The sequence below is a fragment of the Streptomyces sp. MGP-BFMKR1 genome (assembly GCF_057766585.1).
The window spans coordinates 5,001,989-5,021,595 of sequence record NZ_CM173408.1 but is presented as its reverse complement, the minus strand read 5'-3'; the positions used below and the strand labels follow the sequence as shown (position 1 = coordinate 5,021,595).

At 73.8% G+C, this 19,607-nt stretch carries 16 protein-coding genes; 8 read left to right on the top strand and 8 right to left on the bottom strand.

Features of this window, described 5'->3' with window-relative positions; all coding sequences use genetic code 11:
• The first annotated feature begins 89 nt into the window (after positions 1-89).
• From AC3CHW_RS19730 to AC3CHW_RS19715, 4 genes are all read left to right on the top strand, one after another.
• On the top strand, positions 90-1,193 hold the full coding sequence (locus AC3CHW_RS19730; protein WP_488467329.1) for a helix-turn-helix domain-containing protein: 1,104 nt from the start codon (positions 90-92) through the stop codon (positions 1,191-1,193).
• A gap of 67 nt (positions 1,194-1,260) precedes the next feature.
• Positions 1,261-1,776, top strand: a complete 516-nt coding sequence (locus AC3CHW_RS19725) for a GNAT family N-acetyltransferase (protein WP_488467328.1) — start codon at positions 1,261-1,263, stop codon at positions 1,774-1,776.
• A 75-nt stretch (positions 1,777-1,851) separates the two neighbouring features.
• A complete protein-coding gene (locus AC3CHW_RS19720) occupies positions 1,852-2,397 on the top strand; it encodes a DUF1707 SHOCT-like domain-containing protein (RefSeq protein ID WP_488467327.1) in 546 nt (181 codons plus the stop codon).
• Positions 2,398-2,690: 293 nt separating this feature from the next.
• On the top strand, positions 2,691-3,842 hold the full coding sequence (locus AC3CHW_RS19715) for an ABC transporter substrate-binding protein (protein ID WP_488467326.1): 1,152 nt from the start codon (positions 2,691-2,693) through the stop codon (positions 3,840-3,842).
• Between the two features lie 117 nt (positions 3,843-3,959).
• Here the strand turns inward: AC3CHW_RS19715 and AC3CHW_RS19710 are convergent, their stop codons facing one another.
• The 4 genes from AC3CHW_RS19710 to mshD all read right to left on the bottom strand — a co-directional run bounded on the left by AC3CHW_RS19710 (position 3,960) and on the right by mshD (position 10,028).
• On the bottom strand, positions 3,960-4,406 hold the full coding sequence (locus AC3CHW_RS19710; protein ID WP_488467325.1) for an NUDIX hydrolase: 447 nt from the start codon (positions 4,404-4,406) through the stop codon (positions 3,960-3,962).
• Positions 4,403-5,860: a CHAD domain-containing protein gene (locus AC3CHW_RS19705; protein ID WP_488467324.1), complete on the bottom strand. Its 1,458-nt coding sequence runs from the start codon at positions 5,858-5,860 to the stop codon at positions 4,403-4,405. The genes AC3CHW_RS19710 and AC3CHW_RS19705 overlap by 4 nt, the downstream gene beginning before the upstream one ends.
• A 73-nt stretch (positions 5,861-5,933) precedes the next feature.
• Complete coding sequence (locus AC3CHW_RS19700; RefSeq protein WP_488467323.1) at positions 5,934-8,399, bottom strand: RNA degradosome polyphosphate kinase; 2,466 nt, start codon at positions 8,397-8,399, stop codon at positions 5,934-5,936.
• Positions 8,400-9,092: 693 nt separating this feature from the next.
• Entirely contained in the window at positions 9,093-10,028 is a 936-nt protein-coding gene (mshD, locus tag AC3CHW_RS19695; protein WP_488467322.1) for a mycothiol synthase, read from the bottom strand.
• Positions 10,029-10,276: 248 nt separating this feature from the next.
• Between mshD and AC3CHW_RS19690 the strand changes: the two genes are divergently transcribed.
• Positions 10,277-12,106 (top strand): bifunctional metallophosphatase/5'-nucleotidase, encoded by a 1,830-nt coding sequence (locus AC3CHW_RS19690; RefSeq protein WP_488467321.1) that lies wholly within the window; start codon positions 10,277-10,279, stop codon positions 12,104-12,106.
• 134 nt (positions 12,107-12,240) lie between these two features.
• Here the strand turns inward: AC3CHW_RS19690 and thrS are convergent, their stop codons facing one another.
• Positions 12,241-13,494: a threonine--tRNA ligase gene (gene thrS / locus AC3CHW_RS19685; protein ID WP_488467320.1), complete on the bottom strand. Its 1,254-nt coding sequence runs from the start codon at positions 13,492-13,494 to the stop codon at positions 12,241-12,243.
• A gap of 301 nt (positions 13,495-13,795) precedes the next feature.
• Between thrS and AC3CHW_RS19680 the strand changes: the two genes are divergently transcribed.
• Positions 13,796-14,680 carry a GNAT family N-acetyltransferase gene (locus tag AC3CHW_RS19680; protein ID WP_488467319.1) on the top strand — a complete coding sequence of 295 codons (885 nt, stop codon included), beginning with the start codon at positions 13,796-13,798 and terminating at the stop codon, positions 14,678-14,680.
• A gap of 317 nt (positions 14,681-14,997) precedes the next feature.
• Here the strand turns inward: AC3CHW_RS19680 and AC3CHW_RS19675 are convergent, their stop codons facing one another.
• Genes AC3CHW_RS19675 through AC3CHW_RS19665 form a run of 3 tightly spaced genes read right to left on the bottom strand, consistent with a single transcriptional unit; the run spans position 14,998 to position 17,344 of the window.
• Positions 14,998-15,933 (bottom strand): squalene/phytoene synthase family protein, encoded by a 936-nt coding sequence (locus AC3CHW_RS19675; RefSeq protein WP_488467318.1) that lies wholly within the window; start codon positions 15,931-15,933, stop codon positions 14,998-15,000.
• Positions 15,930-16,631 (bottom strand): tRNA-dependent cyclodipeptide synthase, encoded by a 702-nt coding sequence (locus tag AC3CHW_RS19670; protein WP_398607647.1) that lies wholly within the window; start codon positions 16,629-16,631, stop codon positions 15,930-15,932. The genes AC3CHW_RS19675 and AC3CHW_RS19670 overlap by 4 nt, the downstream gene beginning before the upstream one ends.
• Positions 16,628-17,344 (bottom strand): transmembrane-type terpene cyclase, encoded by a 717-nt coding sequence (locus AC3CHW_RS19665; protein WP_488467317.1) that lies wholly within the window; start codon positions 17,342-17,344, stop codon positions 16,628-16,630. Before AC3CHW_RS19665 ends, AC3CHW_RS19670 begins: the two co-directional genes overlap by 4 nt.
• A 529-nt stretch (positions 17,345-17,873) precedes the next feature.
• Here AC3CHW_RS19665 and AC3CHW_RS19660 point away from each other — a divergent pair.
• Together AC3CHW_RS19660 and AC3CHW_RS19655 are read left to right on the top strand one after the other, a co-directional pair.
• Complete coding sequence (locus AC3CHW_RS19660; protein WP_488471111.1) at positions 17,874-18,704, top strand: pentapeptide repeat-containing protein; 831 nt, start codon at positions 17,874-17,876, stop codon at positions 18,702-18,704.
• Between the two features lie 291 nt (positions 18,705-18,995).
• Positions 18,996-19,571, top strand: a complete 576-nt coding sequence (locus AC3CHW_RS19655) for a DoxX family protein (protein ID WP_488467316.1) — start codon at positions 18,996-18,998, stop codon at positions 19,569-19,571.
• The last annotated feature ends 36 nt before the right edge of the window (positions 19,572-19,607 follow it).

Here is a 19,607-nt window from a genome sequence, read left to right as displayed (position 1 = left end):
ATACCTCGTGCGTCACGTAGGAACAAGACGGCGCGGCAGAACGTCAGTTACCGGTGCGATGTCAGGTGGAGGACCACGAGGATGGCCCCATGGGCATCGGGGAACTGATCCGCGAGCTGCGTTCGGCGCTTGGCTGGTCGCAGGGGCGCTTGGCGTCGGAAATCAACAAACAGTTCGGGACCACGCTGAGCCGGGAGTACGTGAGCGGCTGGGAGTGTTCGAAGCACGAGCCGGGGGCGTTCTACCTCCGCGCCCTGTCGGCGGTCCTCGACATCCCCCTAGCTGTCCTGGAGAACGAGTTGGAGCGGCGCACCTTTCTCACCGATGTCGCCGGGGTCGCCATAGCGCCCGTGGTGGCCTCGGATCTGTTGTCCCAGGGTTTCGCTGCCCGGCTTCGCGGCGGCCCGTCGGTAGACGACTGGGAAGGCAAGCTCTCCGCCTATGGCACGGACTACATGTCCATGGGGGCGGCCGATATTCAGCGGCGTGTGTCCGGAGAACTCGTGGTCGTGCAGAAACAGTTGGACTCTCCTCAACTGTGGTCCGTGGCCGCACGGTTCATGACGCTGTACGCCAAGACGTTCCCCGGCTCGGACGGCTCCAAGGCCGTCTACTGGTATCGCATGGCGGCCAGGGCGGCCGACGAGTCGGGGGACGAGTCGGCGCGGGTGTGGGTGCGCGGCCGGGCCGCCATTGCCCTGGGGTACGAAGGGGCGTCGCTGCCAGTGGCCGACGTGATCGCCGACCAGGCGGTGGCCCTTTCAGACCGGCCGTCGCTCGGCCTCCTCAACGCCGTTTACGGCAAGGCGCACGCCGCCGCCATGCGGGGCGACCGCGCCACGGCGCTCGAACTCGACGCTCGCGGACAACGTGTTTTCGACGCGGTGGGTTCACACGAACAGACCTCGGACTACGCCGTACCGTACTGGCGGCTGAACGTCTTCCGGTCGCTCCTGCTGGCCCGTCTCGGCGACGAGAAGGGCGCCGTGGCGGCCCAGGAACAAGCCCACCGCGAACTCCCGCCGACACTCCCCCGATTCGCCACCCACCTGGCCCTGCACAGGGGCCTGATGCTGACCCGTTCCGGGGACCGGGCCGGAGGCGTGGCGGTCGCGCGGGCGGCCATGGACGCCCTGCCGCCGGCGAAGCACTCGCTCACGCTGCGGATGTTGCTGGCCGAGGTGCACGCGTAGCGCGGCCCCCGGGCGGGGAGGTCCCCTCGCGCGAGCAGATGCGAATGCCCCTGAAAGGGAGCGAGATATGCGCCTCCGTACGTACAGCCACACAGATGCCACCCACATCCGGGAGTTGATCCTGGATCTCCACGACGCCGTTCACAGCGGTTCAAGTGACCCCTTCCTTTCCCGCGAGCGCTTCAGTTGGTTCTACGAGAGGTGGAGCGGGAAGCCGTCGTGGTCGTGCGTCGTCGGCTTTGACGACGAGGTTCCGACTGGATTCGCGTACGGAGCGTCTTTCGCCCCGGGTGGCTGGTGGAAGGGCTCCGAGCGGCCGGGTTCCGTGCCGGAAGGTGTGCCCGTCTTCGGGCTTTCCGAACTGCTCGTACTCAAGGAGTGGCGCAAGACGGGCACTTCGCGGCGGCTGCACGACGCGGTCGTGAGCAGCCGTGGCGACGAGGTCGCGACACTGCTCGTTGACGTGGCGCACCCCAAGGTGGTTGAGCTGTACGAGCGGTGGGGTTACGAGAAGGTGGGAGAGCAGAAGCCGTTCGAGGATTCGCCCGTCTTCGGCGTCATGGTCAAGAGGCTGAACCCGTAGACGGCAGGGCACTCCCTACCCCTCCCCCACCAACCTTGACGCCTCCCTAGCGTGCGGCGGAAGTAGGGTGAACAGGTGACCGCTCTGCCGGCCGATCGGCCGCCACTGATCAGTGAAGATGACCGCGACGCGGCCGTGCGGCGGCTGCGGGAGGCGTATGCCGAAGGGCGCCTCACGCACGCGGAGTTGGACGCACGCCTCGACCAGGTGCTTGTCGTCACCACGCGGCCGGAGCTTGCCGCGGCGCTGGACTCGCTGCCGGCGGAGAAGGCGGAGACCACGTCCACGATCGGGGCCGCCGGTGGGCGGATTCAGCGGCGTGGGGTGTGGCAGGTGCCGCGCAAGCTCAAGGTCGAGTCCGCGTTCGGCAGGGTGCGTCTGGATCTGTCGCGGGCGGTCATCGAGCATGCTGCCGTCGATATCGAGCTGCGACTCGGCACCGGGCGGGCGAAGATCACGGTGCCGCGCGACGCGGTCGTGGATGTCGAGGGCCTGGAGACGGAGTGGAAGGACACGACGTACAAGCCTCCGCGTCGGCCCCGGCGCCCCGGTGGGGTGAAGATCAATATCTCGGGGGTCATGGGCTTCGGGCGGCTGACGATCCGGCACGCCCGACGCTGAACGGGCCGACGCCCCGAACCCCGTACGCCCAGCGCTTTACGGCCCGGCCCGACGCTGAACGGGCCGACACCCCCGAGACCGTACGCCCGACGCTATGGCCCGGCCCGGCGCTGGACGGGCCAGCTCCAAAGGCCCCCGCCCCCGCTCAGGCCGCAAGGCCGCTGCGCCGCAGCGCCGCTACGCCGCAGGCCGGGCGAACAGGGCCACCTCACACGCACTGGACCTTCACGCTCCGCGAAGCGGTCCACGATGCTGACGGCGGCCCGACCGTCCACACGGGGAGACACCAGCGCATGAACGCGACACCACCGCCAGCGACGCCACCACCAGCGACACCGCCACCGCCACCGCCCCGGGGAGCGGACCGGTCCGCGGCAGCGAGCATTCGGGTCGGGGCCCTCGCGCCGCTGTCCCCGCCCGGCTGGGTCGAGGCCGGCCAGCACCTGCTCGTGGGGGCTGAGTTGGCCGTCCGGGACGTCAATGACGCCGGTGGCATCGGCGGGAGGCCGTTGGAGCTGGTGGTGCGGGACACCGCAGCCGATCCGGAGCGGGCCACGGCGGCGGTGGCGGAGTTGGCGGGGCTCGGGGTGGCCGGCGTGGTCGGGGAGTACCACAGCGTCGTCGCGCGGGCCGCCGCCGCCGAGGCCGACGCGCGGGGGGTGCCGTTCCTGTGTTCGTCGGCGGTGCTCGACGGGCTCACCGAGGAACCGACGGAGTGGGTCGCGCGGCTGGCGCCGGCGCAGTCGTACGGCTGGCGGATCTACGCGGACGCGCTGCTCGACGCGGGTCACCGGCGCGTCGCCGTGGCGGCCGAACCCAGCGTGTACTGGGCCTCGGGCACGCGCGTCCTGCGGGACCACCTCGGCCCGCGCGGCGGCACCGTGGTCGAGCTGGACGCGCGGGCGCTCGACCCGGCGGCCGTCTGCGACGCGCTGGTCCAGCACCGCGCCACGGCGCTGCTCCTGCTGGTCGGCTTCCCGGAGCCGGCCGTGTCGATCGTCAGGGCCGTACGCCGGGACGCGCGCCTGGCCGAGGTCACGGTGGGCGCGCCGGCCGGGCAACCGGAGTTCGCGGAGTGGGCCGCACTGTTGGGGGACGAGGGCGCGGGGGTGCCGTTCCTGCGGTACCTGCCCGAGCGGCTCACGTCGCTCGGGGTGCGGGTCGAGGCGGCGTTGCGTACGCGGCTCGCCGGGGAGCCGTCGTTCGTGGCGTACGAGGGGTACGACGCCGTTCTGGTCCTCGCCGACCTGCTGCGTACGCACGGGGTGGACCGGGCGGGGGTCGCCGCCGCGTGGTCGCGGGTCGCGACGCCGGGGACGCGGGGGACGGTGCGGTTCTCCCGGCCGGACGGCAGCGGCGTGTGGCAGTGGGCCTGGCCGCCGGTGCGGGTCGTGGACCGGGACCCGGGCCGGCCCGACCGCTACCGGGTGCTCCGTACCGGCTGAGCGGGGCCGGGGCGCCGGCCCACCGGTTCCTGGGTCAGCCAGCCAGCCGATCCCCCAACCGACCGGCCGCCCCCTCAGCCGGCCCAGCCGGCCCAGCCGGCCCAGCCGGCCGGCCGCTCAGCCGTGAGAAGTCTCCCCGGCCTCCGCGAGGGCGACGAGCAGCGCGTCGACCAGGTCGCGGTCCCGCTGCTGGGTGAGGCGGGCGCGGGCGGCGGGTGGGGGGAGCCAGATGAGGCGGTCCACCTCGCGGTTGGGGATGAACGTGTCGTCCAGCGCGCGGGCGGCCCAGTAGCGGACCTCCTTGGGCCGCCCGTCCACCACGTAGTGCGTGCTGGGCAGCGGCGGGCCCGGCACGCAGTCCATGCCGGTCTCCTCCGCGACCTCGCGCACGGCGCCGCGCAGCGCGTCCTCGCCGCGCTTGAGCTTGCCCTTCGGGTGCGACCAGTCGTCCCAGCGCGGCCGGTGGACGAGGGCGATCTCCAGGCCGGCGCCGCGCGGCGAGCGGCGCCACAGGACGCAGCCCGCCGCGCGGATCGGGCCGGTGGCGGCCCCGGGCTCGGTCACGGCGTGGTCGCCGCCCGCTGCCAGATGCGGCCGAAGGCGAACCGGGCCGCCTCCACCTCGTGCCGCTGGTCCGCGTGCAGGATGCCGAGCGCGTACGCCGTGGCCGGGGCGATGCGCGGGGTGCGGGCCGCGGCTGCCGCCGCCGCTGCCGCCTCGGCCGCGTCGCGGTGCCGCTCCAGGGCCTGGCTGGCCGCGAGGAGGCGGACGGCGAGCGTGGGCTCGGCCTCGGTCGGGCCGGTGCCCAGCGGCTGGTGCTCGTCCAGCACCTCAAGGGCGTAGCGGCCGATCCGTACCAGCCGGCGCACCTGGTGCCACGGCGCGTCCTGGGCCTCGCTGGCCGGTGGGGCGTCGGCGCTGGGGGTGGCGGCCAGGCCGTGGGTGAGGGCCTCCGCGTTGTACGGGTGGCCGGCGCGGCCGAGCGGCAGCGCGTCGATGGCATCGAGGAGGCGGCGGTGGGCCAGCTCCGCGAGTGGCGGGAGGGCGGTGTCGGCCGGCTCGTCGGCGGCGGACGCGATCAGCGGGACGTCGGAGGCCAGGAGGGCGACGGCGTCGGCGACCGCGTGGAAGCGGGACGAGCCGAGGGCCTGGAGCGCGGCGGTGTGGGCGCGGGTCCTGGCGAGGGTGAGTTGGCGCTCCAGGAGTGCGCCGGCGCGGGCGGCGCCGACGGTCAGGGCGCCCGGGCGGGCCTCGTCCGCCTCGCCACGGGTGCCGGCGGGGCCGCCGGCCGGGCCGGCCGGGCCCGGGGTCGCGGTGCCGGCGCCCGGGGCGCGGCCGGTCGAGCGGGCGGCTCCGGCGCGTTCGCCGGGGAGCGCCTCGCGCCCGTCCCGGCCGCCCCGGGCCGCCTGCGCGTCGCGGGACCGTTGCTCGCCGAGGCGGCCGGCGCGGACCGCGCGTCCGCCCGCGCCGTCGGCCGGGAGCTTCGCCGACACGGCCGGCGCGCCGGCGGCGCTCGCGCCGTGGCTGCGCGCGCCCCGCGCGGTGCGCCCGGCGGCGCCCGGCGCGGCGCCGTTGTCCGTGCCGGCCACCCGCGCCCGGCCGGCGCCGGGTCCGGGTGGCGGGTCGGCCGGCCGGTCGGCGCCCTGCTCGGGCAGCGGGGCGCCGGAGAGCCGGTGCAGGGCGCCGCGCAGCCGGGCCAGGCGGGCGGCGTACGCGTGCTCGCGCGCCAGCATCCCCGACAGCCAGGCAAGTTCGGCCCGGAGCTGGTCGGCCCAGACCGGGTCGGTCAGCGGCCGGTAGGTGTGCAGCACGCCGCTGATGCGGCGCGCGGACTGCCGTAGCAGCCGGGCCGCCTCCACCGCCTCCTCCGCGTCCGAGCCGCTCTCGCGGTGCAGCCGCAGGCTCCGCAGGAAGTCCCCCGCCTGTGCGTGCAGGTAGCGGGAGAGCACGTCGCCCGCCGTCGTCGCCTGGCCCTGGTCGCCGCTCGTGACCGCTGAGCCCATGGCGTAGTCCGTCATTTCGTGTCCCCTGGTACCGGAGGCGGTACCGGTGACGGGTCCCTGCCTGGCCCCCGTAACCTCAACCGCCAGGTCATGTCGCTGTTGAACCACGCCGGCGCCTCCGGGCGTCGATGAGCATCTCCTGTACGTGCCGCAGTGGCCGGTCGTCCGCGTCCACGGCGTGCCGGGTCCAGTCGCCGCTGGGTCCCAGGCGCCAGGACGCCGTGGAGTCCGAAACCCCGGTCTCCAGCAGTCGGTTGAGCGCGGCCCGGTGGGCGGGGTCGACGACGCTGACCAGCGCCTCGATCCGCCGGTCCAGATTGCGGTGCATCATGTCGGCGCTGCCGAGCCAGACTTCGGGCTCGCCGCCGTTCCCGAACACGAACACCCGCGAGTGCTCCAGGAACCGGCCGAGCACGCTGCGCACCCGTATGTTCTCCGAGAGGCCCGCCACGCCCGGGCGCAGCGCGCAGATGCCGCGCACCCACACGTCGACCGGCACGCCGGCCCGCGAGGCCCGGTACAGGGCGTCGATGATGGCCTCGTCCACCATCGAGTTCACCTTGATGCGGACGTACGCGGGCTTGCCGGCCCGGTGGTTGGCGACTTCCTTGGTGATCCGCTTGATCAGCCCGTCCCGCAGCGACTTGGGCGCGACGAGCAGCCGCCGGTAGTTCTCGCGCAGCGAGTAGCCGGAGAGCCGGTTGAAGAGGTCCGAGAGGTCGGCGCCCACCTCGGAGTTGGCCGTCAGCAGGCCGAGATCCTCGTACAGCCGGGCGGTCTTGGGGTGGTAGTTGCCGGTGCCCACGTGCGAGTAGCGCACCAGCGACTCGCCCTCCTGCCGCACCACGAGCGACAGCTTGCAGTGCGTCTTGAGGCCGACGAGGCCGTAGACGACGTGGCAGCCGGCCGCCTCCAGCTTGCGGGCCCACTTGATGTTGGCCTGCTCGTCGAAGCGCGCCTTGAGCTCCACCAGGACCAGCACCTGCTTGCCGGACTCCGCCGCGTCGATCAGCGCGTCCACGATCGGCGAGTCGCCCGAGGTGCGGTACAGGGTCTGCTTGATGGCCAGCACGTGCGGATCGGCCGCGGCCTGTTCGAGGAACGCCTGCACGGAGGTGGAGAACGAGTCGTACGGGTGGTGCAGCAGCACGTCGCGCTCGCGCAGCGCCGCGAAGATGTCGGGCGGCGACGCGGACTCGACCTCGGCGAGGTCCCGGTGCGTGCCGGCGACGAACTTCGGGTACTTCAGCTCGGGCCGGTCCAGCGAGCCGATCTTGAAGAGCCCGGTCAGGTCGAGCGGCCCGGGCAGCGGGTACACCTCGGACTCGGCCACGTCCAGCTCGCGCACCAGCAGGTCGCGCACGTACGGGGCGATGGTCTCCTCGACCTCGAGGCGCACCGGCGGGCCGAAGCGGCGCCGCATGAGTTCCTTCTCCAGGGCCTGGAGCAGGTTCTCCGTGTCGTCCTCCTCGACTTCGAGGTCCTCGTTGCGGGTCACCCGGAACATGTGGTGCGCCAGCACGTCCATGCCCGGGAACAGGTCCTCCAGGTGGGCCGCGATGACGTCTTCGAGCGGCACGTAGCGCTGCGCGGACGCCTCAAGGAAACGGTTGAGCAGCGGCGGCACCTTGACCCGCGCGAAGTGGTCGTGGCCGCTGACCGGGTTGCGGACGACGACGGCCAGGTTGAGCGAGAGCCCCGAGATGTACGGGAACGGGTGCGCCGGGTCCACCGCGAGCGGCGTGAGCACCGGGAAGATGCGCTGCTTGAACAGCGCGGTGAGCCGCTCCTGCTCCTTGTCGGTCAGCTCCCGCCAGCGCACCAGGTGGATGCCCTCCTCGGCGAGCGCCGGGCCGACGTCCGTCTGGTAGCAGGCGGCGTGCCGGGCCATGAGTTCGCGGGTGCGGTGCCAGATCAGGTCGAGCACCTCGCGCGGCTGGAGCCCGGAGGCGGAGCGGGTGGCGACGCCGGTGGCGATGCGGCGCTTGAGGCCCGCGACGCGGACCATGAAGAACTCGTCCAGGTTGCTGGCGAAGATGGCCAGGAAGTTGGCCCGCTCGAGCAGCGGCGTGTTCGGGTCCTCGGCGAGTTCGAGGACCCGCTCGTTGAACGCCAGCCAGCTCCGCTCGCGGTCCAGGAACCGGCCCTGCGGCAGCTCGTCGCCGTCCTGGGCCTCGTACGCGTCCAGGTCGGCGTCGATGTCCGGTTCCAGGTCCCGCACGGGCGGGGCGCCGACCGCGTGGGGGCGGTGCGCGGCTATGGAGCCGATGGAGGGCTGGGGGGCGGGGCGTCCCTGCTGGTCGGTATCGGGCGTACCGTGTGCGCCGTGAATGGCCAGTGCTCCGTTGCTCGTGGGGACCACGGGTGGGGTGGTGGCGTGCGGGCCGGTGCCGGGGTGCGGTGCCGCGCCGTCGGGGCGGGCCGCTGGCGGGGACGGTTCGCCCGCGTCGTGCGGGGAGGTCTCCTGGGTCGTCCCCTGGCCCTGCGGCCGGGCCGGGGCGGGGGCGCTGGTTTCGTGGGGGTAAGGGGCACGTTCCCCGGAAGACTGCTGCATGTCCTTATTCTCCCGCGCATCGAGCCGTGCGGGCTCGGCGACGGGAGCGGGAGGCGGAACTGCCTGGAGCCTCCGGTTGCGGGCATTGGGCACAGCGGGCTGCATTCAGCGATGCTCGCAAGCGACGTTGAATCGCCGGTAACGGGCACATGGCTGTCAGGCAAGCGGGTCCCCTCGCCAGGGTGGCCATGACACGTCCCTGGACGGCCGCGCCGCCCGTACTCGCCCCACCCCGCGCGCCCCGCGCGCCCCGCGCCCTGCCGGCGCCCCGGGTATGTGCCCGACTGTCGCGGTTTCACGCGTGCGATTCACCCAACCGAGCGGCGCACTCCGGCATTTCGGCCACCGGGGCGCGGAGGCCGGGCGCGCGGGCGGCGCCTGCCGACCGCCCCGGACACCGGGCCTGAGCGCGCCTTCGGCGGTGCTGGCCAGGTCGCGGCCCGGTGGTGGAGGGGCGGGTGGGGCGCGCGGGAGCGCACGGGGGTGCGCGGACGGAGCGCGGGCGCGCGGACCCTCGCCACCTCGCACGGACCGTGATCGCGCGCGAGCGGTGGGTGGCGAGGGGCCCGACCGGGGCGGGGCTGCCCGGGCCCGGAGCGGTCTCCGAGCGGCCCCCGCCGGGGAGCGGACCCGACCCCGGTGATCCGGCACCCCGATCGCCAGCTCCCCCGCCGCCCACTCCGCCCCCGGCGGTCAGCTCTCCGCGCGGTACATCAGGTCCGTCTCGTACGTCGTGAAGCCGAGCCGCTCGTAGACGGTGACGGCCGCCACGTTGTCCGCGTCGACGTACAGCATCCCGGTCGGCAGCCCCCGCTCGGCCAGGTGGCGCAGGCCGATGGCGGTGAGCGCCTTGCCGAGGCCGCTGCCCTGCTCGTCGGGGTGGACGCCGACGACGTAGACCTCGCCGATGTTCTCCTCCGCGTGCACCTTCGTCCAGTGGAAGCCGACGAGCCGGCCCGCGCGCTCGGCCAGGAAGAAGCCGGCCGGGTCGAACCACGCCTCGGCCTTGCGGTCGTCCAGGTCGCGCTGGGTCAGGGAGCCCTGCTCGGGGTGGTGGGCGAAGGCCGCCGCGTTCACCGCGAGCCAGGCCGCGTCGTCCTCGCCGGGGACGAAGGTGCGCACGGTCACGCCGGCCGGCAGCGTCGGCTCGGGGATCTCGGTCAGCGCCGGCTCCCCCAGCGGGCGCCGGAGCTGGCGCAACTCGCGGAAGAGGGCGAGGCCGAGCACCTGCGCGAGGTGCCGGGCGGCGGCGTGGCCGCCGTGCGCCCAGATCCGCAGCCGCTTGCCGGACTCGGCGAGCAGGGCGTTGCCCAGGGCCCGGCCGTGCCCGTGGCCGCGCCGGCCGGGGCGCACCACGAGTTCGGCGGCGGGCGGCTCCACCGGGTCGGCGCCCTCCAGTTGCGCGTAGCCGACCAGCGTGTCGCCGTCGACGCGCAGCACCAGGTGCCGTACGCCCTCCCGGCTGCCGCCGCGCAGCCGCAGCCTGCCCTGTTCGGAGACGGCGGGCTGGCCGTCGTTCCTGGCCGCCTCCGCGATGAGTTCCAGCACCTCGCCGGCCACCTCGGGCGGCAGCTCGTCCACGATCTCGATCCGCCGCGCCCGGCCCGGCTCATCCACCACGTCAGTCATGCGCCCGAGCCTACGACCCCGCGCCCCGCCGCCCCAGGGAGCCGTCGCCCGGGTCACTCCGGTCCCGCTGGTCACTGCCGCCCAGCGGGCCCGTGCCGCGCGCCAAGGCGCAACCAACTCGTCACCTCAACCCCCCTGACCTGCTACGCGCGTCAACCGTATGCTGCGGCCCGACCCCGCGCGGCATCCGGTTCGCCATCGGCCGGCCGGTCCCGCCGCGCCGCACCCGCAGCTTCGAAGGGAAGCCCATGCCAGCCACACCCGAACGGCGTCGCGCGGCGCGCAGACTGGCCGCGACCGCGGCCGTCCTGGCCTCGGCGGCGGGCGTGCTCGCGACCGCCCTGCCCGCGGGCGCCGACACCGAGACCGCCGCGCGCGGCGCGAACCACAGCGGCCACAGCGGTCACGGCCGGACCGTGGACGTCCAGTTGCTCTCCTTCAACGACCTGCACGGCACCCTGGAGCCCCCGCAGGGCTCGGCCGGCACCGTCACCCAGACCCAGCCGGACGGCACCACCAAGGCGATCCCGGCCGGCGGCGTCGAGTACCTGGCCACCTCGCTGCGCGAGGCGCGCGAGGGCCACCGCTACTCGGTGACCGCGGCCGGCGGCGACATGATCGGCGCGAGCCCGCTGCTGTCCGGCCTCTTCCACGACGAGCCGTCCGTCGAGGCCATGAACAAGCTGGGCCTGGACGTCTCGGCGGTCGGCAACCACGAGTTCGACGAGGGCTCGGCGGAGCTGAAGCGGATACAGAACGGCGGCTGCCACCCCGAGGACGGCTGCTACGAGAAGGGCAAGCGGTTCCCCGGCGCCGACTTCCCCTACCTCGCGGCCAACGTGACCAGCGAGAAGACGGGCAAACCGATCCTCAAGCCGTACACCGTGTGGAAGCACAAGGGCGTGCGGATCGGCTTCATCGGCGTCACCCTCGAAGGCACGCCGGACGTCGTCACGGCCGAGGGCGTCAAGGGGCTGAAGTTCCACGACGAGGTCGAGACGATCAACAAGTACACCCGGGAACTCCAGCGCCAGGGCGTGAAGTCGGTCGTCGCGCTCATCCACGAGGGCGGCATGCCGGCCTCCGGCTCGTACAACTACGACTGCGACAGCCCGGGCCCGGGCGACGGCATCTCCGGCCCGATCGTGGACATCGCCAAGAACGTGAGCCCGCAGGTGGACGCGCTGGTCACCGGGCACACGCACCAGGCGTACGCGTGCTCCATCCCGGACCCGAACGGCGTGCCGCGCACGGTGACGTCGGCCGCGTCCTTCGGCCGGCTCTACACCGACACGACGCTGACGTACGACCGCCGCACCCGCGACATCGTGCGCACCAGCGTGAAGTCCGCCAACCACGTGGTGGACCGGGAGCAGCCCCGGGCCAAGGACATGACGGCGCTCATCAAGCGCTGGAACGCGCTGGCGGCGCCGGTGGCGAACCGGCCGGTCGGCTACATCTCGGCCGACATCCCGGGCCGTGGCCTGAACGCGTACGAGACGCCGCTCGGCGACCTGATCAGCGACGCGCAGCTCGCCGGGCTCGCGCCGGCCGACAAGGGCGGGGCGCAGGTCGCGTTCATGAACCCCGGCGGCATCCGCGCCGACCTCGCGCACAAGGCGTCGGGCGACGAGGGCGACGGCGTGGTGACGTACGGCGAGGCGTTCACCGTGCAGCCGTTCACCAACATGACCAACGTGCTCGACCTGACCGGCGAGCAGCTCCTGACCGTACTGCGGCAGCAGGTCAGCGGCGTCAACGAGAAGCAGCCGCGCGTCCTCCAGGTCTCCAGGGGCCTCACCTACACGCTCGACCTGCGCAAGGCGGGCGCGGAGCGGATCGTCACCGACTCGGTGCGGCTGAACGGCGAGCCGATCGACCCGAAGAAGACCTACCGGGTCGCGGTCAACGAGTTCCTGGCCGGCGGCGGCGACGGCTTCCCGGTCCTCAAGGAGGGCAAGAACAAGCTGGTCGGCCCCTCCGACCTGGACGTCTTCACGGCGTACCTGACGGCCAACTCCACGCCGGACGCCCCGCTCGCGCCGCCGAAGGCGGACCGCATCACGATCGTGAAGTGACGCACCGCGCCCACGGACCGTGATCCGTCGGCGAACAGCCGAGGCCCGCGACCGCGACGAGCGGTCGCGGGCCTCGGCCGTGGGGGCCGCACGGGCGGGCGCGCCGCGGAACACCCGCCTTCACCGCGTGTCCGCTACGCCACCCACAGCTCGGCGCCGCGCGCCGCGACGGCGGCCACGACGCGGTCGATCACCGCGTCGACGGGCTGCGCGGCGAAGCGCCGCCCGTCCCGCAGCCGCACCGCGAGCTGCCCCGCCGCGGCTTCGCTGGCCCCGATGACGACCTGGTACGGGACCAGCCGGGCCTGCCGGACGCGGGCCCCGAGGGTGCCCCGGTCCGGCTCGGCGACCTCGGCCCGCAGGCCCCGCTCCAGGCACTGCCGCGCGACCTCGCGCGCCCGGTCCACCTCAGCGTCGGTGACCGGCAGGACCACGAGCTGCACGGGGGCGAGCCAGCCGGGGAACGCGCCGCCGTGCACCTCGATGAGGTGGGCCACGGCGCGTTCCACGCTGCCGATGACGCTGCGGTGCACCATCACCGGCCGGTGCTTCGCGCCGTCCGCGCCGACGTAGCGCAGGTCGAACCGTTCGGGCTGGTGGAAGTCGACCTGCACGGTGGACAGGGTGGACTCCCGGCCCGCCGCGTCGGCGATCTGCACGTCGATCTTCGGCCCGTAGAACGCGGCCTCGCCGGGCTCCGCCTCGTACCCGATGCCGGACCGTTCCAGCGCCTCGACCAGCAGCTCGGTGGCGCGCCGCCAGGGCTCGGGGGCCGCGGCGTACTTCTGGCCGGCGCCCGGGAGCGAGAGCCGGTAGCGGGCCGGGGTGATGCCGAGCGCCGCGTAGGCCCGCCCGATCAGGTCGAGCGCGCCCCGCACCTCGTCGACGACCTGCTCCGGGGCGCAGAACACGTGCGCGTCGTTGAGCTGGATCGCCCGCACCCGGGTCAGCCCGCCGAGCACCCCGGACAGCTCCGAGCGGTACATGCCGCCCAACTCGGCCATGCGCAGCGGCAGTTCGCGGTAGCTGCGGGAGCGGGAACGGTAGATGAGCGCGTGGTGCGGGCACAGGCTGGGGCGCAGCACGGCCTGCTCGCCGCCGACGTCGATGGGCGGGTACATGTCGTCGCGGTAGTGCGCCCAGTGCCCCGAGATCTCGTACAGCTCCCGCTTGCCGAGCACGGGCGAGTACACGTGCTGGTAGCCGGCGCGGCGCTCGATGTCGCGTACGTACTCCTCCAGCGCGTGCCGTACGGTCGCGCCGGCCGGCAGCCAGTACGGCAGGCCCGCGCCGATCAGCGGGTCGGTGTCGAACAGGTCCAGCTCGCGGCCGAGCGAACGGTGGTCGTGCATGGCGTCGTGTGGGGCGGCGTGTGGGGTGTCGTGCATGGCGGTCTCCTCGCGTGTGGGGGGCGAGCGAGTGGGCCGCCGTGCGGGCCCGAGCCCCACGACGACAGCCCCGGGGCGCTCGCCCCGGGGCTGTGTTTCGCGGACAACGATCAGCGCGCCGGGACTCCGTCCGGCGTCGTCGTGTTCGCGGCGCGCTGCATGCGGTGCACCGTAGCGCGGGCCGGCGGGGGCCGACCAACGCTTTTCCCCGCCGGCCCGCCCTGGTCCGGCGGCGGGTGGGGGTGGCCGCGCGGGCTAAATCGCGTTGCCGGGCGGGGCGGCGGGTGCTGTGGTGTGCCGCATGGAACACAGCGAGGCACACCCCGCCCCTGACGGCGACCCGCGCGAGCGCGCGGCCGACCGCACGCACGACGACTCCACCCGTGACACGCCCGCCTCCCAGGACGCGGCCCGACGGGAGGCGCTGCGGGCGGAGTTCGACCGGCAGTTGCGGCAGGGCGTGCCGCCCGACGGTGCCGACTCCCGCGTCGAGCGGATGGCCGACATCGTCCGGCAGACCAGCACCACCGACGGTTGGAACGGTGTCCTCTGGTCGCGGCTGACCCCGGAGACGGCCGACGCGGCCATCGCCGAGCAGGTGCGCCACTTCGGCGCGGCCGGCGTGGAGTTCGAGTGGAAGCTGTACGACTACGACGAGCCGGCCGACCTGGGGAAGCGGCTGCTGGCGGCGGGCTTCGTGCCCGAGCCGGCCGAGGCGCTGATGGTGACGGAGGTCGAGCGGATGACCGGTGACGTCCCGCTGCCGGAGGGCGTCACGCTGCGCCCGGTCCGCGACGCGGCCGACGTGGGGCTGATGGCGGACGTCCACGCGCGGGCGTTCGGGACGGACGCGACGCGGCTGCACCACCGCATCGCCGAGCAGTTGGCCGACGGCACGGACACGATGGTCGCCGTGCTCGCCATGGCCGGCGACGAGCCGGTGTGCGCGGCCCGCATGGAGTGTTACCCGGGCACCGACTTCGTCGGCCTGTGGGGCGGCGGCACGGTGGCGGCCTGGCGCGGCCGGGGCATCTACCGCGCTCTGATCGCCTACCGCGCCCGCGTCGCGGCCGAGCGCGGCTACCGCTACCTCCAGGTCGACGCCTCCGACGACAGCCGCCCCATCCTGCACCGCCTGGGCTTCGCCCAGTTGGCCACCACCACACCGTACGTGCACGGCGCCTGACCGGACCCGTACCCAGACCCGTACCCGTACCCGTGCCCGTGCGCGTACCCGTGCCCGTACGCGTGTCGGCGGGAAGGGCGCCGCGCCCCCAGCGGGAGGCGGTGCTGGGGGCGCAGCAGCGGGCGACCGCCCGGGCGCGGCGGTGCGCGGGGCGGGGCGGGAGCCGGGGCGCGGCGCCCGCACCCCGCGCCGGGGCGGAGCCCGCGGCCGTACGACGACGGGGTTACGGGGTGACAACCCCCGGGCTACGACCCGGGGACCACACCCCCGGGCCCGCGGGGGTACGCCCCGCGGGCTACGGGGGTACGCCCTGCGGGTTACGTCGACTCGGTGGTCAGGGCGAAGACGTCGTGGTCGCAGCGGGTGAGCCGGTCCACCGTGGACCAGCCCTCGGTGAGCGAGTCCCGGATCGCCTCCCAGCCCGCCGGGCGGGCCTGGTCGAGCCAGCCCTCGGCGGCCGTGAAGTAGCGGCGCACTCGCTCCAGTTGGCAGCCGACGAGATCACGCAGCGGCTGCGAGGTCTGTCGGGCCGCGACGGTCGACTCCAACTCGGCGCGCTCCAGGCCGCAGCGGCGCAGGTCGTCGAGGGGGACGTAGAGCTTGCCCAGACGCAGGTCCTCCTCGATGTCGAGCAGGAAGTCCAGCGTCTGGAGCCCGAACCCCCAGGATATCGCCGCGTTCTCGGCCCCCTCCGCCAGATCCTGACCGCGCGGCGCGAGCAGGATGGCGAGCCAGCGCGAGGGTTCGCCGCTGACGCCGAGCATGTACTCCTCCAGCGCGTGCGCCGTGTCGTACGCCTCGGTGGTGATGTCCGTCCGCAGCGCCTGGCCGGCCTGGCGGACGCCCGTCTCGCACAGCCGCCAGGTGTGGACGAAGTCGCAGAACGCCAGCGACACCAGGCGCACCCCGTCCCCGGCGGAGCGCCGGCCCGGCGTGCCGGGCAGCGGGCCGAGCACGGTGGCGGGGCTGGCCTGCCGCGTGGCGTGCAGCATGCGGAAGAAGTCCTGGGTGAACGCGTCGTAGCGGCGCAGCCGCTCCGCCAGCGGCACGTTGTGCGCGTCGACCAGGTCGTCCGCGTGCCCACAGAAGGCGATCATGGCGTCCCAGTACGGCCTTCGGTCGGGCGGCAGTTGGTCGCGCATCCAGGTGTGGGACGCGTGGTTCTCCTCCTGGAGGAGGGTCTCGCACAGCGCGTACGCCTCCCGGAGGAGCGGGTCGCGGATCTCGGCCGCGTCCAGTTCCCGGCGGGTCATGACGCGGGCCGGGTGACGAGGAAAGCCTGCTGGTCGTCGCGGCGCAGGGGGGTCTGGCCGGCGTAGATCCGGTCGATGAACTCCAACCGGTGCTGGTAGATGGCGGTCGAGCTGGTCACGCCCATGACCCGTGGCGTGTTGATCAGGAAGGGCGTCTCGGCGATCAGGTAGCGCGCGGCCTCCGCGGCCTGCTCCTCGGTCGGCTCGGCCCCGGCCAGGTGGTTGCGCAGCACCTTGCGCACCACCCGGTAGTAGCTCTCGCGCGTCTCGGGGTCGTCGGCCAACGCCTTCTCGCTCTCCCGGAGCAACTCCTGGTAGTGGGGGCGCTCCTCGATCTGGGAGAGCCGGTAGGCGCCGAACTCCACGTCGGGCACCTCCGCCGCCTGCCAGGCCCGGTTGACCCGGTTGAAGATGCGCGACGACTCGTTGTGCGACTTGCGGTGCGACCGGCCGGGCGTGTAGCCGAGCGCGAGCCAGGTGTGGCGCTGTGCCGAGTCGGGGATCATGACGTCCACCCGCCGGAAGAGGCTGCCGGCCCAGCGGAACAGTTCGGTGAGCCGCTCCTCGCTGAAGTAGCTGTTGCCGGGCGACACCCCCACGAGGGCGTGCTCACCCCGAGCGCAGACGTCCCGGCAGTTCTCCGTGAGGGGCTCGGTGGTGAACGTGGGCATGACCGTCGAAGGGTTGGTGTTCGTCACAGCGAAGCATTCCTTTCGATGTCCCGGAGTTCGGACCGATCGCCGGCGAGCCGGCCGCTCTCGCGCTCCCTGCGCAGTACGGCGGAGAGGGCGGCGATGTACGCCACGTCCAGCAGGACGCAGGCCACCGTGCAGTACGGCAGCCAGGGGCCGGGGTAGACCGAGGTGTCGAAGAACCAGGCGAGGCAGGTGGACGTGGTGCCCACGAACTTGGCCACGGCGATGCCCATCGACTGGCCGCGGCTCGACTGCCGGACGGCCAGCATCGCCAGGAACAGCCCGGACATGGCCACGTTCATGCCGAAGCTGGTGAGGACCACGTCCCCGTCGTCGAACTCCCGGGAGAGCACCTCGATCCCCGCGTAGGCCAGGCCGAGCACGACGACGAAGCCGGCGTAGAAGACGCGGCGCGGCAGGTAGGGGAATTCGTTCGGGCCGAATCGGAAAACGGTGTACAACAGGCCGCAGTCGACGATGAGCCAGATGATGCCGATGAACACCTCGGCGCCCTCGACCTCGGAATTACTGCCCGACATGTGTTCGGCGGATCGGAAGAAGACGAACTGGAATTCCCAGCAGATGTTCATGGCGAGCGCCACGAGCGGAATGCAGTACGTCTTGTCACGCAGTCCGGTCCGTACCGCCAGCACGTACGCGATGGTCCAACCCAGGCCGCATACGGCGGCGAGCGTCATACGGATGCCGTCTACCATGTCCCCCCTTGGAGCTGTGCTGGTCGCTCGTCACTGATCGCGGCGACCGCATTCGATTGCACAGCGGAATACCGCAACGTCACAACGGCGTGAGGGAGCACTCCGGGCGGAGTACGTAGACGGCTTAGCGCCCGCGAGAACCCCTATAAATATGCTTTTCACAGAAGCCGAAATGGCCCATCTCGGGCACGGCTCTGCCCGCGGACGCGCGTGCGGGCGCACCGCCGGGCGCTCGCGGGGCGCGACGACGGGCCCGGCGGCCACGCCAGCGCGGTACGGGGACAATAGGGGCTCCCCCCAACGCGCGGGGGCGACAGACCCCATCCCTACCTCGTGGGAAGTACAGACGTTGGTACAGCGACGACACGCCCCGGCCCCGCACCACGCCGGACGACCGACCGCGACCGGCCGCCCCGACGCGGCGCCCGACCGGCCGAACAGCACGCCGAGCGGCACGCCGGGCAGCACCGCGCACAGCGCGCCGAGCAGCACCGCGCACAGCGCGCCAGGCAGCGCGACGGGCGGCACCGTGAACGGCGCGGAGGCCGGCACGGCCGGCGGCGACGGCGCGCTGCGGGCCGACTGTTCGCGGTGTTTCGGGCTGTGCTGCGTCGCGCTGCCGTTCGCCGCGTCGGCCGACTTCCCGGTGGACAAGCCCGCGGGGCGGCCCTGTACGAACCTGCGCACCGACTTCCGCTGCGGCATCCACGCGGACCTGCGCGGACAGGGCTTCTCCGGGTGCACGGTCTTCGACTGCTTCGGCGCCGGGCAGCAGGTATCCCAGGTCACCTTCGGCGGGCGGGACTGGCGGCGGGCCCCGGAGACCGCGCGGCACATGTTCGACGTGTTCGCGGTGGCCCGCCAGGTGCACGAGGTGCTCTGGTACCTCACCCAGGCGCTGGACATGGCACCCGCCCGGCCGCTCCACGGCGAGCTGCGCCGGGCCGCCGACGAGACGCGGCGGCTCACCCGTGCCGACGCCGACACCCTCGCCGCCGTGGACGTGGGCGCGCTGCGTCAGTCCGTGAACCCGCTGCTGCTACGGGCCAGCCAGCTCGTCCGCGACCAGACCGTTCCCGGCCGCAAAAAGAACCGGCGGGGCGCCGACCTGGTCGGGGCGCGGCTGGCCGGAACGTCGCTGCGGGGCGCCAACCTGCGCGGGGCGCTGCTCATCGCCGCCGACCTCACCGACGCCGACCTGCGCGGGGCCGACCTGATCGGGGCCGACCTGCGCGACACCGCGCTGCACGGCGCCGACCTCACCGGCGCCCTCTTCCTCACCCAGGCCCAGCTCAACGCCGCCCGGGGCGACGCCCGTACGACCCTGCCGGCCGGCCTCACCCGCCCCGGCCACTGGTAGCTCACCCGAGACGGCCGGTCACGGGGCGCGGCGGGCCCGGCGACGCGGCACCGGCGCTCGACCTCGGGTCCTCAAGTGGTGGACGCCGTCGCCGAGTTGGGCTACTCCGCGCGGAGCTTCGCCAGTCGGCGCGTACTCCGCTCGGAGCACGGCGGCAGCCGCCCGGGGGACGACGCGCCGGGGGCGGGCCGGCCACGACGCTGGGGGCAGCCGGTTCGCCCCGACGTCCGCGTGGCCCGTTAGCCCGTGGCGCCGTCGGGCCGGACACCGTCCGACCACCAGGAGGCCGCCATGCCCTCCCCGTCCACCCTCTCCTCGCCGGGCCGCCCCGGCGCCGCCCCCTCACCCCGCGGCCGGCGGCGGGACGCCGAAGCCCCGGCCGGCCTCCCCGGCCTCCCCGGCCTCCCGGCCCGGCTCGCCGCGCTGCGCGAGGCGGCGGGCCCGTACGCCGTCGCCGCCACGCGCTGCGTCCTCGGGCTGCTCTTCTTCTGCCACGGCAGCGCCGGCTTCTTCGACCTGCCGGAGATGCCGGTCAACGGCGGCACGACCGAACTCACCGCGTGGCCCGCCGGGCCGGCCGCGGTCATCCAGATCGTCGGCGGCGCGATGCTGATGCTCGGCCTCGGCACCCGCACGGCGGCGCTGGTCTGCTCGGGCTCGATGGCCTACGCGTACTTCGACGTCCACCAGCCCACCGCGCTGTGGCCGATCCAGAACGGCGGCGAGGACGCGGCGGTCTTCTGCTGGGCCTTCCTGCTGCTGGCCTTCACCGGCCCCGGCACGCTCTCCGTCGACGGGCTGTTGCGGCGCCGGGGGATCACCGGTCCCGGCCGGAAGACCTCCCGCGCCGCGCCGTACCCACGGTAGGACTTGCGTTCGAGGCGGGCCGTTGTGGTGGGATAC